Annotated in this window: 8 protein-coding genes; all 8 read left to right on the plus strand. The window is 57.6% G+C overall.

Annotated elements, in window-relative coordinates; translation table 11 throughout:
* Positions 1–51: 51 nt before the first annotated feature.
* The 8 genes from LK04_RS07300 (at position 52) to flhA (ending at position 13,809) form a co-directional block, all read left to right on the plus strand.
* On the plus strand, positions 52–1,305 hold the full coding sequence (locus LK04_RS07300) for a CmpA/NrtA family ABC transporter substrate-binding protein (RefSeq protein WP_039335216.1): 1,254 nt from the start codon (positions 52–54) through the stop codon (positions 1,303–1,305).
* Positions 1,306–1,316: 11 nt separating this feature from the next.
* A complete protein-coding gene (gene ntrB / locus LK04_RS07305) occupies positions 1,317–2,192 on the plus strand; it encodes a nitrate ABC transporter permease (RefSeq protein WP_039335218.1) in 876 nt (291 codons plus the stop codon).
* Positions 2,193–2,202: 10 nt separating this feature from the next.
* Positions 2,203–2,991 (plus strand): ABC transporter ATP-binding protein, encoded by a 789-nt coding sequence (locus LK04_RS07310; RefSeq protein ID WP_039335220.1) that lies wholly within the window; start codon positions 2,203–2,205, stop codon positions 2,989–2,991.
* Between the two features lie 10 nt (positions 2,992–3,001).
* Positions 3,002–7,069 (plus strand): nitrite reductase large subunit NirB, encoded by a 4,068-nt coding sequence (gene nirB / locus LK04_RS07315; RefSeq protein WP_081998137.1) that lies wholly within the window; start codon positions 3,002–3,004, stop codon positions 7,067–7,069.
* Positions 7,066–9,669 carry a nitrate reductase gene (locus tag LK04_RS07320; protein ID WP_059109785.1) on the plus strand — a complete coding sequence of 868 codons (2,604 nt, stop codon included), beginning with the start codon at positions 7,066–7,068 and terminating at the stop codon, positions 9,667–9,669. Before nirB ends, LK04_RS07320 begins: the two co-directional genes overlap by 4 nt.
* 11 nt (positions 9,670–9,680) lie before the next feature.
* Entirely contained in the window at positions 9,681–10,490 is an 810-nt protein-coding gene (cobA, locus tag LK04_RS07325; RefSeq protein ID WP_039335286.1) for a uroporphyrinogen-III C-methyltransferase, read from the plus strand.
* Positions 10,491–10,577: 87 nt separating this feature from the next.
* Positions 10,578–11,729, plus strand: a complete 1,152-nt coding sequence (gene flhB, locus LK04_RS07330; protein ID WP_039335288.1) for a flagellar biosynthesis protein FlhB — start codon at positions 10,578–10,580, stop codon at positions 11,727–11,729.
* Positions 11,722–13,809, plus strand: a complete 2,088-nt coding sequence (gene flhA / locus LK04_RS07335; RefSeq protein WP_039335289.1) for a flagellar biosynthesis protein FlhA — start codon at positions 11,722–11,724, stop codon at positions 13,807–13,809. Before flhB ends, flhA begins: the two co-directional genes overlap by 8 nt.
* The last annotated feature ends 3 nt before the right edge of the window (positions 13,810–13,812 follow it).

Consider the following 13,812-nt stretch of genomic DNA (forward strand, 5'->3'; position numbering starts at 1 on the left):
CAGCATGCGGGAGGACGCCTTTTTTTATTTCTTTTTTTCAGGATGCGCATGATGAGCAAAACGCGGTTTTCGGTATCACGTCGTCAATTTCTACTGGGCAGTGCGGTGGTAGGTGGCAGCTATTTACTGCCGGGCTTACGCAATGCGGTGTGGGCTGCCGGCTCGGATGCGCCAGAAAAAAGCAGCGTTCGCGTTGGCTTTATTCCCCTCACTGACTGCGCGCCAGTGGTGATGGCCTCAGTGAAAGGCTTCGACAAAAAATATGGACTCACGCTGCAGCCAAGCAAAGAGGCCAGTTGGGCGGCGGTACGCGACAAACTGACGGCGGGTGAACTGGATGCCGCGCATGCGCTATACGGCATGATCTATGGCCTGCAATTAGGTGTCGCAGGGCCACAGCACGACATGGCCAACCTGATGACGCTGAATAACAACGGTCAGGCCATCACACTCGCAAACCAACTGAAAGAGCAAAAGGTCACGGATGCAGTCAGCCTGCAAAAGCTGATTGCGAGCCAGGCAAAAGGCAGTTACACCTTCGCGCACACCTTTCCCACCAGTACCCACGCCATGTGGCTCTATTACTGGCTGGCGAATGCAGGTATCGACCCATTTGAAGATGTGCGCACCGTGGTGGTACCGCCACCGCAAATGGTGATGAACATGAAAATGGGCAACATGAGTGGTTTCTGCGTTGGCGAACCCTGGAACCAGCGCGCCATCAGCGACAACATCGGATTTACTGCCGCCACCACACAGCAAATCTGGCCGGACCATCCTGAAAAAATCCTCGCGACACGGGCGCAATGGGTGCAAGAGAACCCCAACACCGCGCGTGCAATGACGGCTGCGGTCCTCGAAGCCGCCCGCTGGATCGATGCCTCTGACGAAAACCGCAAAGAGACTGCCGCTGTGTTAGCCGGGCGAGCGTGGATCAACACCAAAGTTGAAACGCTGGAAGGCCGCATGCTGGGCCATTACGAGAATGGCCTGGGCCAGAGCTGGCAAGACGGCCACTCGATGCGCTTCTACCGCGATGGCGAAGTGAGCTTCCCATGGATCTCCGATGGCATGTGGTTCCTGACGCAGATGAAGCGCTGGGGGATGGTGAAAACCGCGCCCGATTACGCCGCCATCGCACGGAAAATCAACCGTATCGACATTTACAAACAAGCCGCCAGCGCGGTGGGTGGCGTCTCCGTGCCGTCTGCCGAGATGCGCAGCAGCACGCTGATTGACGGCAAAGTGTGGGATGGCAGCAATCCTGCCGCCTATGCCGACAGTTTCGCCATTAAACGTAGCTAAGTGAGGTCAGCATGAAATCTGAAGCCCGTACGCTGAAAGTGGCGACTCCCGCCGTCGCTCAACCGGCGCAGGTGATTGCGCTGAACGTCGCACAACAACCGCGAGCACGGCAACGCTGGCTGCGGCCGCTGTTACTGCGGCTGATCCCGGCGAGTTGCGGACTGATCGTCCTGCTATTCGTCTGGCAGTTGGCCGCCATGTCGAGCAAAGGTTTTCCTGGGCCGTTGGCGACCTGGCAAGCGGCAGTGACGCTGTTCGCCGACCCCTTTTACAACAACGGCCCCAACGATCAGGGCATCGGCTGGAATGTCGTGGCATCGCTGCAACGTGTGGCGGTGGGATTTGGTCTGGCAGCGCTGGTGGGGATACCCGCAGGTTTCCTGATTGGGCGCTTCACCTTTGTGGCGCGCATGTTCAATCCCATCATCGCACTGCTGCGTCCTGTCAGCCCTTTAGCGTGGTTACCGATTGGTCTGCTGCTGTTTCAACGCGCGGAGCCTGCCTCCAGCTGGACCATTTTCATCTGCTCGATCTGGCCGATGGTGATTAACACCGCCGAAGGAGTGCAGCGTATCCCCCAGGATTACCTCAATGTGGCCCGTGTCTTGCGCCTTAACGAATGGACGGTGATGCGCCGCATTCTGTTCCCAGCGGTTCTGCCCGCTGTGTTGACCGGTATGCGCCTCTCGATGGGTATCGCCTGGCTGGTGATTGTTGCCGCGGAGATGTTAACGGGGGGGCTGGGCATCGGTTTCTGGATCTGGAACGAGTGGAACAACCTCAACGTCGAAAACATCCTGATTGCCATCGTGGTGATTGGTGTCATTGGGTTGCTGCTGGAGCAGGCATTGATGCTGCTGGCACGTCGTTTTAGCTGGGATAAATAAGGAGCCAACCATGAACCCCATTATTCGCGTTCAGCAGGTCAGCCAGTGTTTCAACACCGCCAGCGGTGAATTCCTGGCACTCGATAACGTTAGCTTTGATATTCACCCGGGTGAAACTCTCAGCCTGATTGGTCACTCAGGCTGCGGTAAATCCACCTTGCTTAACCTGATTGCCGGATTGACCCAACCCAGCAGCGGCGTATTGCTGTGTGAAAACCGCGAAATCAATGGCCCCGGTCCAGAGCGTGCCGTGGTGTTCCAAAACCATTCATTACTGCCGTGGCTCACGGCTTACCAAAATGTCGAACTGGCGGTACAGCAGGTGTTTAAGGGGCAGATGAACAAAAGCGAAATGAGTGAGTGGATCGAACACAACCTCAATCGCGTGCAGATGAGCCACGCCATGCACAAGCGGCCAGCGGAAATCTCCGGCGGCATGAAACAGCGTGTGGGCATTGCGCGCGCACTGGCGATGAAACCGCGCGTGCTACTACTGGACGAGCCGTTTGGCGCACTGGATGCCCTGACGCGAGCACATTTGCAAGACAGCGTGATGCGCATTCAGCAGGAGCTGAAGACCACCATTGTGCTGATCACCCACGATGTGGATGAGGCCGTGCTGCTGTCAGACCGCGTGTTGATGATGACCAACGGGCCTGCGGCACAAGTTGGTGAGATTCTCACCATCGATCTGCCGCGTCCACGTTCTCGCGTGGCCTTGGCCGACGAGCCGCGCTATCACCAGCTGCGTCAGCAGATTCTGCACTTCCTCTACGAAAAGCAGACTGCGGTCGCTTAAGGAACAGGTCATGGTGCAGCAGCTGGTGGTGATTGGTAACGGGATGGCCGCGATGCGGATGGTGGAAACCCTTTTGCAGCGCGCACCGGGCCGTTATGCCATCACGGTCATTGGCCGTGAAGCCCAGGGCAATTACAACCGTGTGATGTTGTCTCCTGTGCTGTCAGGCGAGAAAGCCTTTCTGGATACGCTGATCCACGCGCCGGATTGGTACATCACCCATCAGGTGCAATTGTTGATGGGTGAAACAGCACTGCAGGTGGATCTCAAAGCACAAAGGGTCTTCACCGATCAACGCACGCTGCACTGGGACAAACTGGTGTTCGCCTGTGGTTCACGACCGCGTATGCCCGATCTGCCGGGAGTCGAACGCCCTCAGGTGCTGGGTTTCCGCACATTACGTGATGTCGAGACGATGTTGGCGCAACAAGGCCCGGTGGTGGTGCTGGGTGGGGGATTGATAGGTGTGGAAGCGGCGGCGGCACTGCGTCTGCGTGGGCGTGATGTCACGTTGCTGCACCATCGCCCTTGGCTGCTGGACCGTCAGTTGGATCAGCAGGCCGGCACGTTGTTGACGCAGCATCTGACCCAGCGAGGTATTCACTGCCACCTTGGCGTATCGCTACAGTCGATCCATAGCGATGCGGTCACCTTGACCGATGGCACACGTTTACCTGCACAGCAGGTGATCATGGCGATTGGCGTGCTGCCGGAAATGGCACTGGCGCAGCAGGCCGGTGTGCCGTGCCAGCGCGGCATTGTGGTCAATCGTCAGTTACAAACCGCCATCGATGACGTGTATGCACTGGGTGAATGTTGCGAAATCGAAGGTGAAACCTTTGGACTGGTCGCCCCCTGTCTGGCGCAGGCCGATGTGCTGACGGCACAACTCGCCGGTGAGCCGATGGCGGACTTTCACTATCAAGAGAGCGGTACGCGGCTAAAGGTCACCGGCATTGAGATGTTCAGTGCAGGCGATATTCGCGAAGGCGAATCCATCAGCAGTTTTGATCCTATCGACAATCACTATCAGCGCCTGTTTCTGCGTAACGGCGCGTTGCGCGGCGTATTGCTGTTTGGCGATACCCAACGTGCAGGCGCGCTGCTTAACCCACTTCAACAGGGTGAACGTGTGGATATCAATGCACTGTTCGGACTGGATAACCCCTTAACGCAGCCGTGTGCTGCAGGAAGCAATGTGATGAGCAAACCTCTTCTCGCCGTGGTGGGCCACGGTATGGTCAGCCACCATTTTCTGGAGCAGCTGGTGAGCCGCGAGTTGCACCAGCACTACCACATCGTGGTATATGGCGATGAGCCTCAAATGGCGTATGACCGCGTTCATCTCACCGAGTATTTTGGCGGAAAAACGGCTGACGATCTCTCACTGGTGAGCGACAACTTCTTTGAGAAATACGGTATTGAGCTGCGCAGCGGCTGCGAAGTGCTGGCGATAGATACCGATAAGCGCAGCCTGCGCGATGCCAGCGGTGCGGAACTGGCCTGGGACAAACTGGTACTGGCGACGGGATCGATACCCTTTGTGCCGCCGGTGCCTGGACGTGAACATTCGCGCTGTTTTGTCTATCGCACACTCGCGGATTTGGATGCAATTGCTGCCTGTGCCGAACACGCCACCCGCGGCGTGGTGATTGGTGGGGGGCTGTTAGGTCTGGAAGCCGCGAACGCGCTGAAACAGCTCGGGTTAGAAACGCATGTCGTGGAGTTCGCCCCGCGCCTGATGGCGGTGCAGCTCGATGATGGCGGCGCGCAGATGTTGCGCGGCAAGATCAGTGCACTCGGCGTGCAGGTGCACACCAGCAAACAGACGGAAGCCATTGAAAGCCTGCCCGATGGCAGCGTGCAGATGCGTTTTGCCGACGGCAGTGTGCTGCAGACCGATTTGATTGTGTTCTCCGCGGGGATTCGTCCTCGTGATACCCTGGCGAGCGCGGCGGGGATTCAACTTGGCGAGCGCGGCGGCATTGCGATCAACGATGGCTGTGAAACCAACGTAGCCGGAGTTTATGCCATCGGCGAGTGCGCGCTCTGGCAGGGGCAAATTTTCGGTCTGGTGGCACCGGGCTATCAAATGGCGCGTGTACTGGCCGCGCAGTTGGCCCAGGAGGAACTGGCGTTCAGCGGTGCGGACATGAGCACCAAACTCAAGCTGCTCGGCGTCGAAGTCGCCTCTTTTGGGGATGCGCACGGTCGCACGGCCGACAGCCAAAGCTACCAATGGACAGACAACCCGAAAGGCATCTATAAAAAACTGGTGGTGTGCAAAGAGAGCAAAACCTTGCTCGGCGGTGTGCTGGTGGGCGATAGCGGCGACTACAGCAGCCTGTTGCAGATGATGTTGAATAAAATGCCGTTGCCCAGTGAACCGGAAAGCCTGATTTTGCCACAGCTGGCAGGTTCACCCTCCAAAGCCCTTGGCGTGGCAGCATTACCTGAAAGCGCGCAAATCTGCTCCTGCCACAATGTCAGCAAAGGGGATATCTGCGTTGCGGTGCAGAGTGGCTGTGGCGATATGGCAGCGATCAAAAGCTGTACCAAAGCGGCTACCGGCTGCGGCGGCTGTAGCGCTTTGGTTAAGCAGGTGATGGAACTGGAGTTGGCGAACCAGGGCGTGGAGGTAAAGAAAGATATTTGCGAACACTTCGCCTATTCACGTCAGGAGCTGTATCACCTGATCCGCGTCGACCATATCACCACCTTTGAACAACTGATCCAGCAGCATGGCCGTGGACATGGCTGCGAAGTATGCAAACCCCTGGCCGGGTCGTTGTTGGCATCCTGCTGGAACGAATACCTGCTTAAACCGCAGCACCTGCCGTTGCAGGATACCAACGACCGCTACTTTGCCAATATCCAAAAGGATGGCACCTATTCTGTGGTGCCGCGTGTGCCAGCCGGTGAGATTACTCCGCAAGGTTTGATCGCCATCGGGGAGGTGGCCGCACGCTACGACCTCTACACCAAGATTACCGGCGGCCAGCGCATCGATCTGTTTGGCGCACGCCTTGAACAGTTGCCGGATATCTGGGAAACCCTGATTGCTGCAGGCTTCGAGACCGGTCACGCTTACGGTAAATCGTTGCGTACGGTGAAGTCTTGCGTGGGTTCGACCTGGTGTCGCTATGGTGTTCAGGACTCCACCGCCTTCGCCATTGCGCTGGAGAATCGATACAAAGGGCTGCGCGCGCCGCACAAAATCAAAATGGCGGTATCGGGATGCACCCGTGAGTGCGCGGAAGCACAGAGCAAAGACATAGGCGTGATTGCCACCGATAAGGGCTGGAATCTGTATGTGTGCGGCAACGGCGGCATGAAACCGCGCCACGCAGACCTGTTTGCCAGCGATCTCGATGATGAAACCTTGCTGCGTTACGTCGATCGTATCCTGATGTTCTACGTGCGCACGGCCGATCGTCTGCAACGCACCAGTGTGTGGATGGATAACATGGAAGGCGGTTTGGACTACCTGCGTCGAGTGGTGATTGAGGATGTGCTGGGTATCGGCGAGAGGCTGGAGCAGGAGATGCAGTTAGTGGTGGATCGCTACCAGTGTGAATGGCTCAGCACGCTGCAAGATCCTTCCCGCCGCGCATTGTTTACCCCCACGCTCAACAGCGAGGAAGCGGATGAAACCCTGAACTATGTGCGGGTGCGCGATCAGCGCCAGCCTGCATCAATGGACATCATTCCAGTGACAACATTGCCTGACGAACCCTGGAGCGCGATTTGTGATGTGACAGCGATTCCGGCATCCGCGGGTATCGGCGCTCGGCTGGGTGGCCAGCGCGTGGCACTGTTCCGCATGGGCGAAACCATTTACGCACTGGAGGATATCGAACCGGGCACACAGGCGAGCGTGCTGTCACGCGGCATTCTTGGCGATGTGGCGGGTGAACCGGTGGTGATCTCGCCCCTCTACAAACAGCGTGTTCGTCTGCGGGATGGACAAAGCCTCGATAACGCTGAACATCAACTGCGCTGCTGGCCGGTGCGGATTGATGGCGGCAAAGTGTGGCTAGGGCATCAGCCAATGCTGGCGCTCGCGGCGGCATCATGAAAACCACCTGTCCTTACTGTGGCGTGGGTTGTGGTGTCGAGGTCAGCGCGCCGGATCAACCTGTCAGCGGCGATCGCCAGCATCCCGCCAACTTTGGCCGTCTGTGTGTGAAAGGGTCTGCGCTGGGCGAAACCTTGTCTCATGAAGGGCGTCTGCTGTGGCCACAGATCAATGGTGAGCGTGTCAGCATGTCGGTGGCACTGGATCATGTAGCGGCAAGAATGCAGCAGGTCATCGATCAACATGGCCCACAGGCCGTGGCATTTTATGGCTCGGGCCAGTTGCTGACCGAGGATTACTACACCGCCAACAAGTTGATGAAAGGCTTTATTGGGGCGGCCAATATCGATACCAATTCACGGCTGTGCATGGCGTCCGCCGTGGTCGGTTACAAGCGCGCGTTGGGTGCGGATGCGGTGCCATGCTGCTATGAAGATATCGAACAGGCCGATGTCGTGGTGCTGGTCGGCTCGAACGCGGCATGGGCGCACCCGGTAGCGTGGCAGCGACTGGTGCAGGCGAAAACCGATCGCCCCGAGATGAAACTGGTGGTGATCGATCCCCGCCGCACGGCCAGTTGTGATATCGCGGACCTGCATCTCGCCTTGCAACCAGGGTCGGACAGCGCGCTGTTTGCCGGGCTGCTCAACTGGCTGAGCGACCATGATGCCGTCGATGCCGCCATGTTGCCGCATCTGGCGAACGTTAAAGCGACGCTGGCAGCCTGCAAAGTGTGGGATCTGGCGACGGTGGCAGAAGCCTGCCAGCTTAGCGAACAGGAAATCACCAACTTCTGGCAGCTATTTGCATCGCAACCACGCGTATTGACGCTGTGGTGTATGGGCATTAATCAGTCGCAAACCGGCAGTGACAACAACAACGCCATTATCAATGCGCATCTGTTAAGCGGCAAAATTGGCTATGCCGGCGCAGGACCGTTTTCGTTGACCGGGCAGCCGAATGCCATGGGCGGCCGGGAAGTGGGTGGACTGGCTAATCAACTGGCGGCGCACATGGGATTCAGTGAGGAGGAGGTGGACCGGGTCAGCCGCTTCTGGAACAGCCCACGCGTGGCCCGTCAGCCAGGGTTAACGGCGGTCAATCTGTTTAAGGCGATTGATCGTGGTGAAGTGAAAGCGGTGTGGATCATGGGCACCAATCCCGCGGTCTCGATGCCAGAAGGTAATCGTATCGCTCAGGCGTTAGCCCGATGCGAACTGGTGGTGGTGTCGGAGGTGAGCGCCCATAGCGATACCGCGGATTTAGCGCATGTGCTGCTCCCCGCGCAAGGCTGGGGCGAGAAGAATGGCACGGTAACGAATTCCGAACGTCGTATTTCACGCCAGCGATGTTTTATCGAACCGGCAGGCGAAGCGAAACCTGACTGGTGGTTGCTGGCGCAGGTGGCGCAGCGGTTGGGATTCGGCGCGGCCTTTGCCTGGCAGCACCCCTGCGAGATTTTTGCTGAGCATGCCGCGCTGTCTGGCTTCGAGAATGGTGGTCGCCGTGCTTTTGATATCAGCGCGCTGGCAACTATCACCCGGGAACAATATGACCAGCTGACGCCGGTGCAGTGGCCAATCAATGCGCGAAGGCCTGAAGGCACGGCGCGGATGTTTGCCGATCGGCGCTTCTTCCATGGAGATGGTAAAGCGCGCTTGCTGCCACCCGCCATCCCCATCAAAACCCAGACCTGTAACGATTACCCCTTGTTAATGAACACTGGTCGTATTCGCGACCAGTGGCACACCATGACCCGCACCGGCAATGTTCCGCGATTGATGCAGCATTACGATGAGCCCTTTGTGTCACTGCATCCGCACGACGCGGCAGCGCATGGCTTAAGTCAGGGGGATCTGACGCGTGTACAGTCTGCGCTGGGCTGGTGGAGCGGTCGTGTGGTGATCGACAGCGGATTAACGCGTGGTCAGCTGTTTATTCCCATGCACTGGACGCGCCAGTTTAGCGCTCAGGCCAACGTAGATGGCTTAGTGGCGGCCAACTGCTGTCCCGATTCTGGCCAACCTGCTCTGAAACAAACCGCCGTGCGTCTGCAGCCGTTGCGTCCTGCATGGCAGGGGTGGCTGTTCATGCCAGCGGTGATGGCACCTCAACAACTGCTGTACTGGTCTCGCGCGCCTCAAGAGGGGGTACAGCGTTATGTCGTGGCAGGCAACGGTAAGGCATCGGATTGGCTGATGCAGCAACCGGGCATGCGGGATGTGCAGTGGCAACAAGCACAGTCGGGTCAGCAGCGGCATATGCTGGGCTGGCGTAACGGCAACCTGGTATGTGCCTTTTATGCGGCCCCTTGGTTGCCGGAAATCGATCATGGATTTGTTGCTCGCGCCTTTACGCACACACCGAATTCACCTCAGCAGCGCCATACCCTGTTGGGCGGGCGTCCAGCACAAGGTGAAAATCCAGGCCGGACTATTTGCAGCTGCTTCGGTGTCGGCGACGTAGCGATTCGACGGGCGATTGAGCAGGGCTGCGATTCCACGGCCGCACTTGGCGCAATGCTGAAATGTGGCACCAATTGTGGCTCCTGTATTCCAGAGTTAAAAAATTTACTGACAACCCTGCGCGTCGCGCAGTAAAGGGGCATGTGATGACACAGGCGATAAGCTCTCTTGATAAGTTGCTCAATCCGCAGGGAAGCGAAACTGTTCAGGGCTGTGTCTGGTTGGTGGGGGCTGGGCCGGGGGATGTCGAGTTGCTGACGCTTAAAGCGCTACGGTTAATCAAATCTGCTGATGTGGTGGTATTTGACCGGCTGGTCAGCGATGAGATTATGGCCGAAGTCCCACACAGTACGCTGGCTATTGATGTCGGTAAAAAGCCGGGCAGCCATGGGCTGAAGCAGGCGCAGATCAATCAGTTGCTGGCAGATTTAGCCGCGAGTGGTCGCTTGGTGGTGAGGCTGAAGGGAGGCGATCCCTTTATCTTCGGACGCGGTGGCGAAGAGATGTTGTTTCTCCAGCAAGCGGGTATTACCTGTCAGGTTGTGCCAGGGATTACCGCTGCAGCAGGCTGTGCTGCGGCCAGCGGCATTCCACTTACCCATCGCGACTGCGCGCAATCGCTGCGGTTAATCACCGGGCATGGCAGGAGCGGCGAACCTCAACTGGAAGACGCCAGTTTAGCCGCCAGCAATCAGACCTTAGTGTTCTACATGGGGCTGAAATGGAGCGCCAGCATCAGCGCACAACTGCAGGCACAGGGCCGCGCTGCCGATACGCCAGTGGCAATCATCGAAAATGGCACGCGTATCGATCAACGAGTAATGGTGACAACGCTGGCGGACTTGTCGGCAACCATTGTCCGCGAACAGGCACAATCTCCGGCACTGCTGTTGGTGGGAGAGGTGGTGCGGTTTTATCGCGAGCACTGCAGCGCAATTTCACTTATGGCCCAATAAACTCGCATTTCTCCCCCTTAATCCACGCTTTAGCCACGGCGGGTTTTGGCATCCTATGCTCAGAATTCCTGCCAGCTGAGGTATGTCGTGGCTGAAGAGAGCGACGAGGACAAAACAGAATCGCCCACGGCGCACCGACTAGAAAAGGCGCGCGAAGAGGGACAGATTCCGCGATCGCGCGAGTTAACATCGGTGTTGATGTTGCTGGCGGGCTTGCTGATCCTGTGGCTGGGTGGCACCCATATGGCGGAGCAGCTGGCCAGTATGCTGGCCACCGGGTTTCGTTTTGACCACGCCATGGTCACCGATGACAAAATGATCATCGCGCACATCAGCAACCTGATTGGTCAGGCAGTGATGGCTTTGCTGCCTTTGATGGCGGGCTTGGTGATTGTCGCGATTGCAGCACCGATGCTACTCGGCGGTATCAACATCAGTGGCAAATCTATCAAGCTGGATTTCAATAAGCTCAATCCTCTTAGCGGATTGAAACGCATGGTCTCCTCGCAAACCTGGGCTGAGCTGTTAAAGGCGATTTTGAAAGCAGTACTGGTGGGGCTGGTGGCAGGCTGGTACATCTGGTCACACTGGCAAGAGATGCTGCGCTTGATCAGTGAATCCCCGGTCAACGCGCTGCACCACGGTTTAAGCATGATGGCCATCAGCTGTGCGCTGATCATGCTGGGCCTGGTTCCGATGGTGGGTTTCGACGTGTTCTGGCAGCTCTACAGCCACTTCAAAAAGTTGAAAATGTCGCGTCAGGAAATCCGAGACGAACATAAGCAGAACGAAGGTGACCCGCACGTGAAAGGGCGTATTCGTCAGGCGATGCGTGCAGCCGCGCGACGTCGCATGATGGCGGATGTGCCGAAAGCGGATGTGATTGTTACCAACCCAACGCACTACTCGGTGGCGCTGCAGTATCAGGAAGGCAAGATGAGCGCGCCCAAGGTGATTGCCAAAGGGGCCGGTGATATTGCCCTGAAAATACGTGAGCTGGCAAAAGAGCACCGCGTCCCGATCCTTGAAGCACCGCCGTTGGCACGTGCGCTCTATCGACACACAGAGATTGGTCAGTTCATCCCCGGCGCGCTCTATGCTGCGGTGGCGGAGGTGCTGGCGTGGGTATGGCAACTGCGGCGCTGGAAGCGTGAAGGCGGCCTGATCCCAACCAAACCAAAACAGCTGCCGGTTCCGGCAGACATGGACTTTGCAGGAGAGAACAGAAACGATGGCTAATCTGGCCGAAAAGCTGCGTTTACCGGGCAATTTTAAAGACACGCAGTGGCAGGTGCTGGCAGGGCCGGTGTTGATCATGCTGATCCTGTCGATGATGGTGCTGCCGTTACCGGCATTCATTCTCGACCTGTTGTTCACCTTTAACATTGCCCTGTCGATCATGGTGCTGCTGGTGGCGATGTTTACGCAGCGCACGCTGGATTTCGCCGCGTTTCCCACCATTCTGCTGTTCTCCACCTTACTGCGCCTGGCGCTGAACGTGGCGTCAACGCGTATCATCCTGCTGGATGGTCACACCGGTGCTGACGCAGCGGGCCGCGTGGTAGAGGCCTTTGGTCACTTCCTGGTAGGCGGTAACTTTGCCATCGGTATCGTGGTGTTCATCATCCTCGTTATCATCAACTTTATGGTTATCACCAAGGGTGCCGGACGTATCGCCGAAGTAGGCGCCCGTTTCGTACTCGACGGGATGCCAGGTAAGCAGATGGCGATCGATGCTGACCTGAACGCCGGTTTGATCGGTGAAGAAGAGGCTAAGCGTCGTCGTTCGGAAGTGACGCAGGAAGCTGACTTCTACGGCTCGATGGACGGTGCGAGTAAATTTGTTCGTGGTGATGCCATCGCCGGAATTTTGATCATGGTGATCAACGTCATCGGCGGTCTGTTGGTGGGCGTGGTGCAACACGGTATGGACCTCGGTCACGCAGGTGAAACTTATACCCTGTTGACCATCGGTGACGGCTTAGTGGCACAGATCCCGGCGCTGGTGATCTCCACCGCTGCGGGTGTCATTGTGACGCGCGTCAGCACCGATCAGGATGTTGGCGAGCAGATGGTTACCCAGCTGTTCAACAATCCTCGGGTATTGATGCTGAGTGGCGGGGTTATCGGTTTGCTCGGCCTGGTACCGGGAATGCCGAACTTTGTCTTCCTGCTGTTTACTGCGGCACTGCTGGGTCTTGCCTGGTGGCTGCGTGGACGTGAGATGAAGCCGAAGAAAGCGCCTGAAACCTCAAGCCTGGTGAAAACCCAAGAGACGCCAGCCACAGTGGAAGCGTCATGGACCGATGTCCAGTTGGAAGATTCATTGGGTCTCGAAGTGGGTTACCGCCTGATCCCGATGGTCGATCACCTGCAAAATGGTGAACTGCTGGGGCGCATCCGCAGTATTCGTAAAAAAGTGGCGCAAGAGGTGGGATTCCTGCCGCCGGTGGTGCATATCCGCGACAACATGGAGCTGCCCCCTGCGCGATATCGCATCCTGATGAAAGGGGTGGAAATTGGCAGTGGTGATGCTTATCCGGGACGTTGGATGGCCATTAACCCGGGCACCGCAGCAGGTTCGTTGCCGGGTGAACCGACCGTCGATCCAGCCTTTGGCCTGGCGGCTATCTGGATCGACAGCGCCCTGAAAGAGCAGGCACAGATTCAGGGCTTTACCGTGGTAGAGGCCAGTACCGTGGTAGCGACTCACCTGAACCACCTGATTGGTCAGTATGCCAGCGAGTTGTTTGGTCGTCAGGAAGCTCAACAGCTGTTGGATCGCGTCACGCAGGAGATGCCAAAGCTGACAGAAGATCTGGTGCCGGGCGTGATTACCCTGACCACGCTGCACAAGGTATTGCAGAACCTGTTGATCGAACGCGTTTCGATTCGCGATATGCGTACCATTATCGAAACGCTGGCAGAGCATGCTCCGGTGCAAACCGACCCGCAGGAGCTCACCAGTGTGGTACGTGTCGCCCTGGGCCGCGCGATTACTCAGCAATGGTTCCCCGGCAACGGCGAAGTTCAGGTGATTGGTCTCGACGCCACTTTAGAACGTCTGCTCCTGCAAGCATTGCAGGGCGGTGGTGGTCTGGAACCGGGCCTGGCAGACCGCTTGCTGGTACAAGCACAGGGTGCATTGCAGCAGCAGGAGATGACTGGTGCACCGCCGGTGCTGCTGGTTAACCATCCGCTGCGTGCGCTGCTGGCGCGCTTCCTGCGTCGTAATCTGCCGCAACTGGTGGTGCTGTCGAATATGGAACTGACCGATAATCGTCAAATCCGTATGACCGCCACCATTGGAGGTAAGTAATCC

Source organism: Pantoea vagans (assembly GCF_001506165.1).
Taxonomy (GTDB): domain Bacteria; phylum Pseudomonadota; class Gammaproteobacteria; order Enterobacterales; family Enterobacteriaceae; genus Pantoea; species Pantoea vagans_C.